This is a genomic window from Pseudomonas sp. SWRI179, from assembly GCF_014268705.1.
GTDB classification, from domain to species: domain Bacteria; phylum Pseudomonadota; class Gammaproteobacteria; order Pseudomonadales; family Pseudomonadaceae; genus Aquipseudomonas; species Aquipseudomonas zanjanensis.
Window position 1 is genome coordinate 24,884 of the sequence record NZ_JABWRA010000046.1, and the last position, 14,799, is coordinate 39,682.

Annotated in this window: 14 protein-coding genes; 9 read left to right on the forward strand and 5 right to left on the reverse strand. The window is 61.1% G+C overall.

The genetic code is table 11. From position 1 onward, the window contains the following. Window positions 1-129: 129 nt before the first annotated feature. The 3 genes from zwf to HU767_RS22460 are packed head-to-tail and all read left to right on the forward strand — an operon-like array spanning window position 130 to window position 2,982. Window positions 130-1,599, forward strand: coding sequence for a glucose-6-phosphate dehydrogenase (gene zwf, locus HU767_RS22450; RefSeq protein ID WP_186709220.1), 1,470 nt, complete (start codon window positions 130-132; stop codon window positions 1,597-1,599). Beyond that, the gene (pgl, locus tag HU767_RS22455; RefSeq protein WP_186709215.1) at window positions 1,586-2,299 is read left to right on the forward strand and encodes a 6-phosphogluconolactonase; all 714 of its coding nucleotides are present in this window, start codon (window positions 1,586-1,588) and stop codon (window positions 2,297-2,299) included. Before zwf ends, pgl begins: the two co-directional genes overlap by 14 nt. Before the next feature lie 17 nt (window positions 2,300-2,316). Then, window positions 2,317-2,982 carry a bifunctional 4-hydroxy-2-oxoglutarate aldolase/2-dehydro-3-deoxy-phosphogluconate aldolase gene (locus tag HU767_RS22460; protein WP_053119112.1) on the forward strand — a complete coding sequence of 222 codons (666 nt, stop codon included), beginning with the start codon at window positions 2,317-2,319 and terminating at the stop codon, window positions 2,980-2,982. Window positions 2,983-3,094: 112 nt separating this feature from the next. Here HU767_RS22460 and HU767_RS22465 read toward each other — a convergent pair whose 3' ends face one another. Together HU767_RS22465 and HU767_RS22470 are read right to left on the reverse strand one after the other, a co-directional pair. After that, window positions 3,095-4,282: an aminotransferase class V-fold PLP-dependent enzyme gene (locus HU767_RS22465; protein ID WP_186730489.1), complete on the reverse strand. Its 1,188-nt coding sequence runs from the start codon at window positions 4,280-4,282 to the stop codon at window positions 3,095-3,097. Window positions 4,283-4,297: 15 nt separating this feature from the next. Then, on the reverse strand, window positions 4,298-4,534 hold the full coding sequence (locus HU767_RS22470; RefSeq protein WP_186709211.1) for a DUF3820 family protein: 237 nt from the start codon (window positions 4,532-4,534) through the stop codon (window positions 4,298-4,300). Between the two features lie 205 nt (window positions 4,535-4,739). Here HU767_RS22470 and HU767_RS22475 point away from each other — a divergent pair, with 205 nt between their 5' ends. From HU767_RS22475 to HU767_RS22490, 4 genes are all read left to right on the forward strand, one after another. After that, a complete protein-coding gene (locus HU767_RS22475) occupies window positions 4,740-5,204 on the forward strand; it encodes a PA2169 family four-helix-bundle protein (RefSeq protein WP_186709209.1) in 465 nt (154 codons plus the stop codon). Window positions 5,205-5,464: 260 nt separating this feature from the next. Further along, window positions 5,465-7,465: an FUSC family protein gene (locus tag HU767_RS22480; RefSeq protein ID WP_186730490.1), complete on the forward strand. Its 2,001-nt coding sequence runs from the start codon at window positions 5,465-5,467 to the stop codon at window positions 7,463-7,465. Then, window positions 7,452-7,658, forward strand: a complete 207-nt coding sequence (locus HU767_RS22485; protein ID WP_053119123.1) for a DUF1656 domain-containing protein — start codon at window positions 7,452-7,454, stop codon at window positions 7,656-7,658. The genes HU767_RS22480 and HU767_RS22485 overlap by 14 nt, the downstream gene beginning before the upstream one ends. Window positions 7,659-7,667: 9 nt before the next feature. Further along, a complete protein-coding gene (locus tag HU767_RS22490; RefSeq protein ID WP_186730491.1) occupies window positions 7,668-8,531 on the forward strand; it encodes an HlyD family secretion protein in 864 nt (287 codons plus the stop codon). Window positions 8,532-8,705: 174 nt separating this feature from the next. On the opposite strand, the gene HU767_RS22495 is transcribed toward HU767_RS22490, so the two are convergent. Continuing rightward, window positions 8,706-9,176, reverse strand: a complete 471-nt coding sequence (locus tag HU767_RS22495; RefSeq protein WP_014336929.1) for a MaoC family dehydratase — start codon at window positions 9,174-9,176, stop codon at window positions 8,706-8,708. A gap of 40 nt (window positions 9,177-9,216) precedes the next feature. Next, on the reverse strand, window positions 9,217-10,161 hold the full coding sequence (locus HU767_RS22500; protein ID WP_186730492.1) for an alpha/beta hydrolase: 945 nt from the start codon (window positions 10,159-10,161) through the stop codon (window positions 9,217-9,219). Window positions 10,162-10,385: 224 nt separating this feature from the next. Here HU767_RS22500 and fadD2 point away from each other — a divergent pair, with 224 nt between their 5' ends. Together fadD2 and fadD1 are read left to right on the forward strand one after the other, a co-directional pair. Then, a complete protein-coding gene (fadD2, locus tag HU767_RS22505) occupies window positions 10,386-12,074 on the forward strand; it encodes a long-chain-fatty-acid--CoA ligase FadD2 (protein ID WP_186730493.1) in 1,689 nt (562 codons plus the stop codon). A gap of 362 nt (window positions 12,075-12,436) precedes the next feature. Further along, window positions 12,437-14,128, forward strand: a complete 1,692-nt coding sequence (gene fadD1 / locus HU767_RS22510) for a long-chain-fatty-acid--CoA ligase FadD1 (protein WP_186709199.1) — start codon at window positions 12,437-12,439, stop codon at window positions 14,126-14,128. Window positions 14,129-14,378: 250 nt separating this feature from the next. Here fadD1 and HU767_RS22515 read toward each other — a convergent pair whose 3' ends face one another. After that, the gene (locus HU767_RS22515; protein ID WP_186709198.1) at window positions 14,379-14,756 is read right to left on the reverse strand and encodes a hypothetical protein; all 378 of its coding nucleotides are present in this window, start codon (window positions 14,754-14,756) and stop codon (window positions 14,379-14,381) included. Window positions 14,757-14,799: the final 43 nt, after the last annotated feature.

Below are 14,799 nucleotides of genomic sequence, written 5' to 3' on the forward strand. Positions count from 1 at the left end.
GATGGCTCCGGCGGACCACCACTCGGAATCGGTATTTTCGAAAAATGTTGTGGTTATTACTACATTTTTCCTTGAGTGATACCTTGAAAAAAGGTATTTGTAGTTTAACTTGATAAAAGAACAAACATCATGCCTTCGATTACGGTTGAACCGTGCACCTTTGCCTTGTTCGGCGCGTTGGGCGATCTGGCCCTGCGCAAGCTCTTTCCTGCCCTGTATCAACTCGATGGCGCTCAACTGTTGCACGAGGACACGCGGATCATAGCGCTGGCCCGTGAACCCGGCGGCGAGCAGCAGCACCTGGCATTCATTGCCGCCGAGCTGCGTCGCTACGTGGGGGAAAAAGACGTGGACGAAGCCGTGCTCGAGCGCTTCCTGGCACGTTTGACCTATCTGCACGTGGATTTCCTCAAGGCCGACGATTACGTTGCCCTGGCCGAAGCGGCCGGTTCGGCCCAGCAGGTCATTGCCTATTTCGCCACCCCGGCGGCGGTGTATGGGGCGATCTGCGAGAACCTGGCGAAGGTCGGCTTGAGCGAAAATACCCGCGTCGTCCTGGAAAAACCGATCGGCTCGGACCTTGAGTCGTCGCGCAAGGTCAACGACGCCGTGGCGCAGTTCTTCCCGGAAAACCGTACCTATCGCATCGACCATTACCTGGGCAAGGAAACGGTCCAGAACCTGATCGCGTTGCGGTTCGCCAACAGCCTGTTCGAGACCCAGTGGAACCAGAACTACATCTCCCACGTGGAAATCACCGTGGCCGAGAAGGTCGGTATCGAGGGCCGCTGGGGTTATTTCGACAAGGCCGGCCAACTGCGGGACATGATCCAGAACCACCTGCTCCAGCTGTTGTGCCTGATCGCCATGGATCCTCCGGCCGACTTGTCCGCCGACAGCATCCGCGACGAGAAGGTCAAGGTGCTCAAGGCCTTGGCCCCGATCAGCCCGGAAGGCCTGACCACCCAGGTGGTGCGCGGCCAGTACATCGCCGGCCACAGCGAAGGCAAGGCGGTGCCTGGCTACCTCGAAGAACCCAATTCCAACACCCAGAGCGACACCGAGACGTTCGTCGCCCTGCGCGCCGACATCCGCAACTGGCGTTGGGCTGGGGTGCCGTTTTACCTGCGTACCGGCAAGCGCATGCCGCAGAAGCTGTCGCAGATCGTCATTCACTTCAAGGAACCGTCCCACTACATCTTCGCCCCCGAGCAGCGCTTGCAGATCAGCAACAAGCTGATCATCCGCCTGCAACCGGACGAAGGGATTTCCTTGCGGGTGATGACCAAGGAGCAGGGCCTGGACAAGGGCATGCAATTGCGCAGTGGTCCGCTGCAACTCAACTTCTCCGACACCTATCGCAGCGCACGTATCCCCGATGCCTACGAGCGGTTGTTGCTGGAAGTCATGAACGGCAATCAGAACCTGTTTGTCCGTAAAGATGAAATTGAAGCCGCGTGGACGTGGTGTGACCAGTTGATCGCCGGGTGGAAGAAGTCCGGCGATGCGCCCAAGCCGTATGCGGCCGGGTCGTGGGGGCCGATGAGCTCCATTGCACTGATCACGCGGGATGGGAGGTCGTGGTATGGCGATATCTGATGTGAAACTGCCGCAGGGCGTCAGCGCCCATGCATTCAAGAATCCGGTGCTGCTGGCCGAAGGCCTGGCGCTGAAGGTGGCCGAGCAGTTGCGCAACGCAATCGACGCGCGCGGTGCGGCGACCCTGGTGGTCTCCGGTGGCCGCAGCCCGGTGGCGTTTTTCCAACACCTGGCCAAGCAGGCGCTGGACTGGTCCAAAGTGGTGGTCAGCCTGGCCGACGAGCGCTGGGTACCGGTTGAGCACGCCGACAGCAACGCCGGCCTGCTCAAGCGTTACCTGTTGCAAGGCGCGGCGGCCAAGGCCCAGTTCCTGAGCCTCTACAGCGCCAGCGCCAACCTGGAAGCGGCGGCCGAACAGGCGGACCGTTTGCTGGCCGAGCTGCCGCCTATCGACGTGTTGGTACTGGGCATGGGCGATGACGGGCATACCGCCTCGCTGTTCCCCGACAGTCCGAACCTGGCCCAGGCCCTGGACATCAATGGCGCACGCCGCTGCTGGCCGATGCTGGCGCCGACCGTGCCGCACCAGCGCCTGACCATGAGCCGCGCCTTGCTGGCTTCGGCGCAACACAAAGTGCTGTCGATTTCCGGCCAATCGAAGTTGACCACATTGAACGCTGCGGTGGCGGGTGACGACGTCGCCGAAATGCCGATCCGCGCGTTTCTGCAACCTACGTTAGAGATTTACTGGTGCCCATGAACCAAGGATCAGCCGCTATGACAAACCCATCCCCGACCGTTTCCATGGCGGACAAAGTTGCCCTGATCGACAGCCTCTGCGCCAAGGCGCGGATCCTGCCGGTGATCACCATCGCCCGTGAACAGGACATCCTGCCGCTGGCCGATGCCCTGGCCGCCGGCGGCCTGACGGCGCTGGAAGTGACGCTGCGTTCCCAATACGGCCTCAAGGCCATCCAGGTGCTGCGCGAGCAGCGTCCGGAACTGGTGACCGGCGCCGGCACGGTGCTCGACCGCCACATGCTGGCTGCCGCCGAGGCTGCCGGTTCGCAGTTCATCGTCACCCCGGGCATTACCCGTGATCTGCTCGAAGCCAGCGTCTACAGCCCAATCCCCTTGCTGCCCGGCATCAGCAACGCCTCGGGCATCATGGAAGGCTACGGCCTGGGCTATCGTCGCTTCAAACTGTTCCCGGCCGAAGTCAGCGGCGGCGTCGCGGCCATCAAGGCCTTGGGCGGTCCGTTCGGCGAAGTGAAATTCTGCCCGACCGGCGGCGTGAGCCCGGCCAACATCAAGAGCTACATGGCGTTGAAAAACGTGATGTGCGTGGGCGGTAGCTGGATGCTCGATCCGGAGTGGATCAAGAACGGCGACTGGGCCCGCATTCAGGAATGCACCGCCGAGGCCTTGGCCCTGCTGGACTGATTTTTTACCGAACCTCGTTGGGTGTTCTACGGTTTACGGTGCGCTTGGTCGGCGCACCGTTTTTTTTTTGCCCGGGTTTTCATGCCGGCAAAGATTTCCTGTGGCAAGGGATCTAGGTGCGGCTCAGATGGATCAGTGCCTGGGTCAACCGCTCGATATCACTCGCCAAGGTAATCAACCCCGGAGTAATGCGGATGCACGGCCCGGTGCTGGTCTGGCGCACCACCGTGAAGATCCCATGTTCATTGAGCAATCGATCAGCCATCGCCTGTTGATCGGTGTGGGCGCTGAAGCGCATCGCCGTGATGCCGCAATAGAGGCGCCGGTCATCCGGGGTCATGACTTCGATGCCCGGTACATCGCGCACGGCGTCCACCCACAAGTCACGCAGGTAACAGAGGCGCGCGCCCTTGGCCAAGGCACCCCCCAGGGCCCGATGTTCTTCGAAGACCAGGGGCAGGGTGAGCAAGGCGGGGATGTTCGGCGTGCTGTGGGGCGTGCGGGAGCGGACGTCGGTGGTGGGATAGCTGTCTTCGTCCATGTCCGGATCGATGTCGGCCAACCGCTGTGGGGCGATGTACAGGAAGCCTTGGGAGAGCGGGCCGCCGATCCACTTCTGCAGGTTGAATCCGGCGAATTCGATCCCGAGCTTCTTCAGGTCGAAATCGATCTGGCCCAGGGCATGGGCACCGTCGAGGATGATATCGACGGCAAATTCCCGGGCGCTCTCGGCAATGGCCTGGACCGGCATCACCAAGCCGGTGAGGTGGTTGACGTAGGTCAGCGCCATCAACTTGAGGCGCGGGTAGCGAATGAACGCTTCGCGATAAGTGCCCACCAGGCTTTCGAAGCTGGCGGGGTGCTGGTGGACAATTTCGATCACTTCCACGCCACGCTGGCGGGCCAGCCAGCGCATGGCGCTTTTGACCGAGGCGTACTCCACATCGCAGATCAGCACCTGATCGCCCGGCTTGAGGCCGTTGTAGTTGCGAATCAACGTTTGCAGGGCATCCACGGCGCTGCCAGCCAAGGCCACGCTCTGGGGGGAAGCGTGGATCAGCCGGGCCACCTGCCGCCGAATGGCTTCGCTGTGTTCCAGGTCGAAATGCTGGCGCACGTACACCGAATTGCCACGGTTGATGAATTCGATGTTGCGCTGGTACTCCTCCACCACGGTGCGGGACATGCGCCCGAAGTAGCCGTTTTCCAGATTGAGCGGCCCGGCGGGGTCGATGTCGTAGCGGTCGACGAAGGTTCGCCAGAAAACTTCATCGTGGGCGCGCAGCGTGTTCTCGGGCATGGCGGTCTCAGTCAGTCAATGGCGAGGTTTGGGCAGGCCATGTTTGGCGCGCAATGGATCCAGCAGGTCGGCCAAGCCGTTGTGGTCGATTTCCTGCATCAAGGCCAGCAAACCGCCCAGCTCTCCCTTGGGGAAACCCTCGCGAGCGAACCAGTTCAGGTATTGACCCGGCAGGTCGGCGAGGATTCGGCCCTTGTATTTTCCGAAGGGCATTTGGCGCGTGACGAGCAATTCGAGCTTTTCCGGGTTCATGGCAATTGTCTTGATTCAAACCTGCCTCGAAAATACAGGCATTCTGCATGCAGGCCAAATGACAGATCATGCAAATCGCGCGGATACAGATTTTTGCGTGTTAGTTAACTTTTTGATTTTAAAGAAAATTAACTTTGATTGAGGGCTGGCATGGCCAATGCAATATCCCTTGCAGGTTTTTATTCACCAGCAAAGGAACTGAAAAATGACTGACATCAACAAAGAATCCATCTCTGTCTTGAACGACCTGATCGAGACCAGCAAGGATGGCCAGGAAGGCTTCAAGACCTGCGCTGAGGACATCAAGCACCCCGAACTCAAGGCTCTGTTTGTCAAGCGCGCCGCAGATTGCGCAACCGCCGCGGCTGAGCTGCAAGCAGCGGTTCGTTCCTTGGGCGGCGATCCGGAAACTTCCACCAGCGTGGCCGGTGACCTGCACCGCCGTTGGGTAGATGTAAAATCCATGTTCACCGGCAAGGATGAAGAAGCCGTGTTGAACGAAGCCGAGCGCGGCGAAGACCACGCGCTGAAGGCGTACAAGGAAGCCATCGAGAAGATCAACAAACACAACTTGGTGGGCATCCGTGACCTTGTGGAGCGTCAGTACCACGGTGTGCAACGCAACCATGACCAGGTCAAGGCGCTGCGTAACCAGGCGCGCGCGAGCTAAACAACCCGTCACACACAAAAAAACGCCAGCATGCTGGCGTTTTTTTGTGTGTGACGACTCAGGTTGAAGGTGAACGCTGTTGTGGCGAGGGGAGTCAGGTCGATGGCATTTCAACTCATTCAGCATCAAACAGGAAAAGTGTGTTGTTCAATCCATCCACAATCAGCTCTGGACTCCAATAGATAGCTAGCTAATAATTGCATCGCCCATCCCCTCGCATTGCATCTATTGTTACTGGCGTCCCCCAAAGAGTTTTCCGCGTGCCCATTACTATCCAGGCCTTGTTCGCCCCCGACCGCCTCGCCTTACAGTTCGCCATCAAGACCGTGCTCGGCGGTGGGTTGGCGTTGTGGCTGGCCTTGCGCTTGGGGCTGGAGCAGCCGTCGTGGGCGCTGATGACCGCGTTCATCGTCGCCCAGCCCTTGTCCGGGATGGTGGTGCAGAAGGGCTTGGCGCGATTGCTCGGCACATTGGTGGGCACCGTCATGTCGGTGGTGTTCATGGGCCTGTTCGCCCAGGCACCGTGGTTATTCCTGCTGGCGTTGGCACTCTGGTTGGGCCTGTGCACGGCCTGCTCGACGCTGCTGCGCAGTGCCTGGTCGTACTCATTCGTGTTGGCCGGTTACACGGTGGCGATCATTGCCTTGCCGGCCCTTTCCCATCCGCTGGGCGTGTTCGATCAGGCGGTGGCGCGCTGCACCGAGATCAGCCTGGGCATCGTCTGCGCCACGGCGGCCAGCGCCTTGCTCTGGCCGTTGCGGGTCGAGCGGCAATTGGCCGGTCAGGCGCTGGCGGCGTGGCAAAGCGGCATGCAGGCCGCCCGTGCGACCCTGGCCGGCGATGCCCAGGCCCGTAAAGGGTTGCTGGAAATCCTGGGCAGGATTGTCGCGGTGGATGCCCAGCGTGAACATGCCTGGTTCGAAGGCAGCCGTGGCCGGCAGCGCGCCCGGGCCATCAGCGGCTTGAGCCAGAAGTTGCTGATGCTGTTGCGCCTTTCACGCTCGGTGCGGCGGCAGTGGAAACAGCTCGATCCCGAGGAAACCGTGGCGCTCCAGCCATGGATGAACGAGGTACAGCTAGCCCTCGACGCCGACAGTGCGACCCTCCAAGCCTTGCGTCCCCGGGTATGGGATGCGTCCCACGACCCGCAGTTCAGCGCGGCGCAAAGTTACTGCCTGGCCCGCTTCGCCTTGTTGCTCGATACCGCCCTGGCCGCCTGCGCCGCCTTGACGGCAGTGCAGGAGGGTAGGGAAGCGGCGGATCCACCCCGCACCCTGGCGCCCCATCGCGACTTGTCCCTGGCCATGGTCTTCGGCGCTCGCAGCGCCCTGGCGTTCCTGGTCGTTGCCTGTTTCTGGCTGGCGACCGCCTGGCCCGCCGCATCGGGTGCGATGCTGCTGACGTGCGTGGTGTGCAGCCTGTTCGCCAGTCGCGAAAACGGCGCGCAGATCGGCATGAGTTTTCTGCGAGGTATCCTGTTGGCCGTGCCCACGGCGTTCGTGATCGGCGAGCTCATACTGCCGCAATGGAGCAGTTTCGCAATGCTGTGCATGGCCATGGGCGTGCCGTTGTTTTTCGGCGCATTGGGCATGGCCAAGCCGCAGATCTTCGCCACGGCGACGTCGTTCTGCCTGCATTTCGTGGTGCTGATTTCGCCGCTCAATGCGATGAAATACGACGTCGCGGCGTTCTTCAACAACGCCCAAGCGATGATGATCGGCGTGGGCGCGGCGGTGCTGGCTTTCAATCTGCTGATTTTGCGCAATCCGGCCTGGCACAGCCGCCGCCTGCTGGCGGCGACTCTCCACGATCTGGTGCGCCTGACCCATCGCAGCCTGCGTGGCGCCGAGAGCTGGTTCGGTGGGCGCATGGCCGACCGGCTGTTGCAGCTGGCGCGGCATTACCCTGAATTGCCGGTGCAGGCGCGCAGCCGTTGGGATGATGGTTTGCTTGGCTTGGACATTGGCGATGAGTTGCTGCATTTGCGCCTGAGCCTGGCCGTCGCCCAAGTGCCCGATACCCGGGCGCAGCGCCGTTATTTCGAAGCGCTGGAGCAGGTACTCGAACGCGGCCCGGCCGGTGACCAGGCCGATGCGCTGGCCCCGGCGAGCGCCGAGTTCCTGAACGTGCTGTCTGCCCAGCCGCCCGGTGACGCACTGAAGCTGGCCCAAGGCGCGGTGGTGCAATTGCAAAACAGCTGGCGCGCCTGGTGCCGCCAGCACGAACCTGAACGACGGGAGCACAGCCATGGGCTTGCGTGAGTGGTCGATGGGTGGGGTGTTGCTCAGCCCGTTCCTGATTTATGTGGTGCTGGCCTTGCTGGTGACGGGTGCGTTGCGCCTGTTGCTCAGCCTGGTGCCGGCCGGGCGCTGGATCTGGCATGAAGCCTTGTTCGACTGCGCCCTGTATGTCTGTGTCCTGACTGTTATTACCGTGGTCCTCGGGCCGCTATAGGAGTTGAACATGCGTACATCCGTACGTGTTGCCGTCACGCTGTGCATGGTGGCCGTGGCGATCTTCGCCGGCTTTCACCTGTGGCAGTACTACATGCTCACACCCTGGACCCGCGATGCGCGGATCCGCGCCGACGTGGTGGTGATTGCCCCCGATGTGTCGGGGTGGGTGCGCGAGCTCAAGGCGGTGGATAACCAGCAGGTCAAGGCTGGCGACCTGCTGTTGAGCATTGATCGCGAGCGTTTCGAAGCGGCGCTGGAGAAGGCCCGGGCCGTGGTCCAGACACGCCAGCAGCAGTTGAGTCTGCGTGAACACGAAGCCAGTCGCCGCGCCGCTTTGGGCCCCCAGGCCATCAGTGCCGAACTGCGGGAAAACGCCCAGATCAACGCCGGCATCGCCCGGGGCGAATTGCGCGAAGCCCAGGCCGAGGCCAAGGTGGCCGAACTCAACCTGGCCCGCAGCCAGGTCCTGGCCCCCCGCAGCGGCCACATCACCAACCTGCGCCTGGCCGAAGGCAACTACGTGAATGCCGGGCAGCCGGTCATGGCGCTGATCGACGACTCGACGTTTTATGTTCAGGCCTATTTCGAAGAGACCAAGTTGCCCAGGATTCGTGTGGGCGATCCGGTCAAGGTCTGGCTGATGAGTGCCGGCCATGCGCTGGAGGGGCATGTCGAAAGCATCAGTCGTGGCATTACCGACCGCAACACCAACCCCGATGCGCAGTTGCTGGCGGAGGTCGAGCCGACCTTCAACTGGGTGCGCCTGGCCCAGCGGATCCCGGTGCGGATCAAGCTGGACAAGGTGCCTGAGGGCGTGAACCTGAGCGCCGGGATGACGGCGAGCGTGCAGGTGCGGGAAGACCCGCAATAACCGCCGCGCTGCGTTCCCTGTGGCGAGGGAGCTTGCTCCCGCTGGGGCGCGAAGCGTCCCCAAAAAAGGCGCCCACGTTAGATCTGATCAAACGCGGACGCTTTTTTTACGACGGCTTCGCCGCCGAGCGGGAGCAAGCTCCCTCGCCACAGTTCATTCAATCCACAGGGTGCATCAACCGACAGTAATCGCCGGCAACGTCGGCAACGTCACGGTCTGCTGCTTGCGCGGGGCGAGGATCTCGGCCTCGCCGTCCACCACCAGCTCGTCGCGCTGGTTGAATACGCGGGTGGCGATACGCACGCGGAACTTCGGCAGTTTTTCCAGGATTTCCAGGCGCACGGTCAGGGTGTCGCCAATTTTCACTGGTTTCTGGAAACTCATCTGCTGGCCGATGTAGATGGTGCCCGGCCCAGGCAACTCACACGCCACCGCCGCGCTGATCAGCGCACCGCTGAACATGCCATGGGCGATGCGCTCCTTGAACATGCTCGCCGCGGCGAATTCGGCGTCCAGGTGCACCGGGTTGTGATCGCCCGACATCGCCGCGAACAGCTGGATGTCGCGTTCCTCGACGGTCTTGCTGTAGCTGGCGGTCTGGCCGATTTCGAGGGCTTCGTAAGGGGTGTTGGTAACCTGGGTCATCTGTTTCAGATCCTGTGGGGTAAAGAAAAACGTCGCAAACCTACTCGCTGCGTGGCGGCCGCTTGTGGTCCAAGGCCTGGGCGATCCAGGCCAGCACGTCGGCGGTCACTTCATCGCGGTTGGTGTCATTGAACAATTCGTGCCGGGCCTGCGGGTAAATCGTCAATCGCAGGTGTTGGCTGCCCGCGTCGCGCAGGGCGTCGGCCAGATCCTTCAGACGCTTGCCTTCGCTCACCGGATCACATTCACCGCCGATCACCAGCAGGGGCAGGCCCGGATCGATCTGGGCGAGATTGGACGCTTTGCTGATTTGCTGCAAGCCGCCGAGCAGGTCGATCCAAAGCTGATTGGTGCAACGGAAACCGCACAAAGGGTCGTGGATGTATTTATCGACTTCGACCGGGTCACGGCTGAGCCAGTCGAAGGGAGTACGCGTCGGTTTGAATTTCTTGTTGAAACTGCCGAACGACAGCCACTCGATCAGGGCGCTGCGCCCCGCCGCACCCTGGCGTCGGCGTTCGAAGCGGGCGATCAGGCGAGCGCTGCGATAGAGCACCACCGGTTGAAAGTTCGAGCCGCTGAGAATCGCCCCGTGCAGGCTGGCGCTGTGATGCAGCAGGTAACCCTGGGCCAGGTAGCTGCCCATGCTGTGGCCCAGTAGCAGAATAGGCGTATCCGGATGTTGCTGGCCGATGTGATGGTTGAGGCTGGCCAGGTCGCCCACGACCTTCGCCCAGCCGTCCTCGTCGGCAAAGTGACCGAGGATCGCTTCTTCGCCGGTCTTGCCATGGCCGCGCAGGTCCAGCGCGTAGACTCCGTAACCTTCGTCGCACAGCGCCTGGGCCAGGCGGGCGTAGCGGCCGCTGTGTTCGGCCATGCCATGGGCCAGCATGACCACCGCCAGCGGGGCGGTTTCAGGCAGCCACTGGTTGACGAACAGGCGGCTGTGGTCGGTCGCGGTCAGCCAGAACGTTTGGTGGATCATGGCGGTTCCTTTGCACAAAGTCAGACGCAGCGTCGCTGCATTGTATAGCGCATCCGCTGCGTCTCGCCTGATCAGGCTGATCCATGGGAGGAAGATTCACACAATCTATGACGCAGGTTGCCATATTTGCCTGATTCGCCATAGCTGCTAGTGTCCCAGGAGCTCCGCCTCTGCAAGCGATACAGACGCGGCCCGGATATGCTCAGGTAAAGAGGACAAAAACAATGCAGCCTGATTTCTGGAATGACAAACGCCCGGCCGGCGTGCCCCTGGATGTCGACCTCGGGGCCTACAAGTCGGTGGTCGAGGTGTTCGAGCGTTCCTGCAAGAAATTCGCCGACCGCCCGGCGTTCAGCAACATGGGGGTGACCCTCACGTACGCCGAGCTCGAGCGCCACAGCGCAGCCTTCGCCGGTTACCTGCAAGCCCATACCGACCTGGCGCCGGGCGATCGTATCGCGGTGCAGATGCCTAACATCCTGCAGTACCCGATCGCCGTGTTCGGTGCGTTGCGCGCCGGGCTGATCGTGGTCAACACCAACCCGTTGTACACCCCGCGGGAAATGCGTCATCAGTTCAAGGACTCCGGTGCCCGGGCGCTGGTTTACCTGAACATGTTCGGGCAGAAAGTCCAGGAGGTGTTGCCCGACACGGACCTGCAATACCTGATCGAAGCGAAGATGGGTGACCTGATGCCCACCGCCAAGGGCTGGCTGGTCAACACGGTGGTGAGCAAGGTCAAGAAAATGGTCCCGGACTATTCGCTGCCCCAGGCCATTTCCTTCAAGAGCGCCTTGCGCCTGGGACGCGGCCAGGGCATCAAGCCGTTGAAGGTCAGCCTCGATGACATTGCCGTGCTGCAATACACCGGCGGCACCACCGGGTTGGCAAAGGGGGCGATGCTGACCCACGGCAACCTGGTGGCCAACATGCAACAGGCCCGGGCGTGCCTGGGACAGCTCGGCGATGACGGCCAGCCGCTGCTGCGCGAAGGCCAGGAGGTCATGATCGCGCCATTGCCGCTGTACCATATCTATGCGTTCACGGCGAACTGCATGTGCATGATGGTGACCGGTAACCACAACGTGCTGATCACCAATCCGCGGGACATCGGTGGCTTCATCAAGGAGCTGAAGAACTGGCGTTTCTCGTTATTGCTGGGGCTCAACACGCTGTTCGTGGCGCTGATGGACCATCCGGATTTCAAGACCCTGGATTTTTCCCACCTCAAGGTCACCAACTCCGGCGGCACCGCGTTGATCAAGGCCACCGCCGAGCGCTGGCAGCAGATTACCGGTTGCGGCATTACCGAGGGGTATGGCCTGACCGAGACCTCGCCGGTGGCCAGTGCCAATCCTTATGGCGGCAAGTCCCGCCTGGGCACGGTGGGGATGCCGGTGCCGGGCACGCTGATGAAAGTGATCGATGACGAGGGCGTCGAGCAACCCCTGGGCGAGCGTGGCGAGCTGTGCATCAAGGGGCCGCAGATCATGAAAGGCTACTGGAACAAGCCCGAGGCCACGGCCGAAGTGCTGGACAGCGAGGGCTGGTTCAAGTCCGGCGACATCGCGGTGATCGACCCGGACGGCTTCGTGCGCATCGTTGACCGCAAGAAGGACATGATCATCGTCTCGGGTTTCAACGTGTACCCCAACGAAATCGAAGACGTCGTGATGGCCCACCCCAAGGTCGCCAACTGTGCGGTGATCGGCGTGCCGGACGAGCGTTCGGGAGAGGCGGTGAAGTTGTTCGTGGTGGCGCGGGAAACCGGGGTCAGCCTTGAAGAACTCAAGGCCTACTGCAAGGAGAACTTCACCGGCTACAAGATTCCCAAGCACATCGTCTTGCGGGACTCATTGCCGATGACGCCGGTGGGCAAGATCCTGCGGCGGGAGTTGCGGGATATCGCCTGAGGCGCCTGCCTCATGGTGTTCTTGTGGGAGCGAGCCTGCTCGCGAAGGCGGCATATCAGCCAACATCTTTGTTACTGATATGCCGCCTTCGCGAGCAGGCTCGCTCCCACAGGTTTGTGTATTTTGTAGTAATTGTGCTGGAGTTTGAATTTTTACTCTAAAAATGACCATTGACTATTCATGAGTCATGTTTATGACTGTGTGGGTTGTTTTTGGCTCTAGGCGACCCTCGGCAAAGCTGCTACTCTCGGCGCGCTTTTGTGACTTCTCGGCCTTGATTCAAGCCAGATTCACCAATAAACACACCAATAATAATCGCATCAAATGCGGTGAGAATTCGCGTTGCTGAGGAGTGGGCTTCCATGATCGAAGACTTTTGGAAGGATAAGTACCCAGCTGGGATTGCTGCCGACATCAATCCAGACGAGTATCCGAATATTCAGGCGGTGTTGAAGCAGTCCTGCCAACGCTTTGCCAACAAGCCGGCATTCAGCAACCTCGGCAAGACGATCACCTACGGTGAGCTCTACGAGTTGTCCGGGGCGTTTGCCGCGTACCTGCAACAGCATACCGATTTACAGCCGGGCGATCGAATCGCCGTGCAGTTGCCCAACGTTCTCCAGTACCCGGTGGCCGTGTTCGGTGCGATCCGCGCCGGGCTGATCGTGGTCAACACCAACCCGTTGTACACCGCGCGGGAAATGGAGCACCAGTTCAATGACTCCGGCGCCAAGGCGTTGGTGTGCCTGGCAAACATGGCGCACCTGGCCGAGACCGTGGTGCCGAAGACGGGCGTCAAGCACGTCATCGTCACCGAAGTCGCCGACCTGCTACCGCCACTCAAGCGCCTGTTGATCAACAGCGTGATCAAGTACGTCAAGAAAATGGTCCCGGCCTATCACTTGCCCAAGGCCGTGAAGTTCAACGACGTGTTGAGCAAAGGCCACGGCCAGCCCGTGAACGAAGCCAACCCCTCCAGCGACGATGTGGCCGTGCTGCAATACACCGGTGGCACCACCGGCGTGGCCAAGGGCGCGATGCTCAGCCACCGCAACCTGGTGGCCAACATGCTGCAGTGCAAGGCGCTGATGGGCTCCAACCTCAATGAAGGTTGTGAGGTACTGATCACGCCACTGCCGCTGTACCACATTTATGCTTTCACCTTTCATTGCATGGCGATGATGCTGATCGGCAACCACAACATCCTGATCAGCAACCCGCGTGACCTCTCGGCGATGGTCAAGGAACTGTCGAAATGGAAGTTCAGCGGTTTCGTCGGCCTCAATACGCTGTTCGTGGCCCTGTGCAACAACGAAGCCTTCCGCAAGCTGGACTTCTCGGCCCTGAAAGTCACCCTGTCCGGTGGCATGGCCCTGCAACTCGCGGCAGCCGAGCGCTGGAAAGCGGTCACTGGTTGCCCGATCTGTGAAGGTTACGGCATGACCGAAACCAGCCCGGTGGCCACGGTCAACCCGATCCAGCACATCCAGGTCGGTACCATCGGCATTCCTGTGCCGTCGACGCTGTGCAAGGTGATCAATGATGCGGGCGTCGAACAGCCGTTGGGCGAAATCGGCGAGTTGTGCGTGAAAGGCCCGCAGGTCATGAAAGGCTATTGGCAGCGCCAGGAAGCCACCGATGAGATCCTCGACAGCGAAGGCTGGCTCAAGACCGGTGACATCGCGCTGATCCAGCCGGATGGCTACATGCGCATCGTCGATCGCAAGAAAGACATGATCCTGATCTCCGGTTTCAACGTGTACCCCAACGAGCTGGAAGATGTGCTGGCAACCCTGCCGGGCGTGCTGCAATGCGCGGCCATCGGCATCCCGGACGAGAAGTCTGGCGAGGCGATCAAGATCTTCATCGTCGCACGGCCGGGTGTCACGTTGACCAAGGAACAGGTGATGGAGCACATGCGCGCCAACGTCACCGGCTACAAGGTGCCCAAGGCCGTGGAATTCCGCGATGCCTTGCCTACCACCAACGTGGGCAAGATCCTGCGGCGCGAGTTGCGTGATGAAGAGCTTAAAAAGCTGGGGCTGAAGAAGTAAGGCCGTTGCCAATGACAAAGCCCCGCTGATGCGGGGCTTTTCATGTGCGGCGAATGTCCCGAGGCGGGGCCGCTTTTTGTGGCGAGGGAGCTTGCTCCCGCTGGGCTGTGGGAGCAAAGCTTGCTCGCGAAACAGGCGCCTCGATTCTGTAAGACCGCATCGCGTCCATCGCGGGCAAGCCTTGCTCCCACATAGCGGGAGCAAGCTCCCTCGCCACAACAGCTCCCCTGCAATCAACCTATGTGGAGCATTACAACCTGAACTGCGCAAAATCCAGGTTGGTGCCCCCCGGCCGCATGTCCTGCAGGTAGGAGTCCTTGTCAGCGCTCAGCTCCAGGCTCAGGGCTGCCTTGCGTTTGCCCTGGTTGCGCACTTCCAGGCCTTCCATCTTTTCGCGCAGGAACACGGTCGGCACTTTCAAGTGCAACAGCTCATCGGTGGCCGGCGTGTGCAGCAGCAGGTGGATCCATTCGTACTGACCGATGGCCAGGCGCGCCACCGGGATATCGAACCAGAAGATGTTGCGGTTGCGGTTCAATTCGCTGAAGTGGCAGTTGTTGACGCCCAGTACGGCGCCGCCCAGTTCAAGGTTTCTGCGGGCGATGGCCTGCTTTTTATCGAGTTTCATAACGTTCCTACGGGGTTGGAGCTTCAGGCCGCCGCCTGAATAC

Excerpts from the sequence above, each read along its gene's own strand:
- pgl (WP_186709215.1), top strand. The coding sequence starts at position 1,586 with ATGGCGATATCTGATGTGAAACTGCCGCAGGGCGTCAGCGCCCATGCA.
- HU767_RS22460 (WP_053119112.1), top strand. The coding sequence starts at position 2,317 with ATGACAAACCCATCCCCGACCGTTTCCATGGCGGACAAAGTTGCCCTG.
- zwf (WP_186709220.1), top strand. The coding sequence starts at position 130 with ATGCCTTCGATTACGGTTGAACCGTGCACCTTTGCCTTGTTCGGCGCG.
- HU767_RS22485 (WP_053119123.1), top strand. The coding sequence starts at position 7,452 with ATGGGCTTGCGTGAGTGGTCGATGGGTGGGGTGTTGCTCAGCCCGTTC.
- HU767_RS22495 (WP_014336929.1), bottom strand. The coding sequence starts at position 9,176 with ATGACCCAGGTTACCAACACCCCTTACGAAGCCCTCGAAATCGGCCAG.
- HU767_RS22475 (WP_186709209.1), top strand. The coding sequence starts at position 4,740 with ATGACTGACATCAACAAAGAATCCATCTCTGTCTTGAACGACCTGATC.
- HU767_RS22500 (WP_186730492.1), bottom strand. The coding sequence starts at position 10,161 with ATGATCCACCAAACGTTCTGGCTGACCGCGACCGACCACAGCCGCCTG.
- HU767_RS22465 (WP_186730489.1), bottom strand. The coding sequence starts at position 4,282 with ATGCCCGAGAACACGCTGCGCGCCCACGATGAAGTTTTCTGGCGAACC.
- HU767_RS22470 (WP_186709211.1), bottom strand. The coding sequence starts at position 4,534 with ATGAACCCGGAAAAGCTCGAATTGCTCGTCACGCGCCAAATGCCCTTC.
- fadD1 (WP_186709199.1), top strand. The coding sequence starts at position 12,437 with ATGATCGAAGACTTTTGGAAGGATAAGTACCCAGCTGGGATTGCTGCC.
- HU767_RS22490 (WP_186730491.1), top strand. The coding sequence starts at position 7,668 with ATGCGTACATCCGTACGTGTTGCCGTCACGCTGTGCATGGTGGCCGTG.
- HU767_RS22515 (WP_186709198.1), bottom strand. The coding sequence starts at position 14,756 with ATGAAACTCGATAAAAAGCAGGCCATCGCCCGCAGAAACCTTGAACTG.
- fadD2 (WP_186730493.1), top strand. The coding sequence starts at position 10,386 with ATGCAGCCTGATTTCTGGAATGACAAACGCCCGGCCGGCGTGCCCCTG.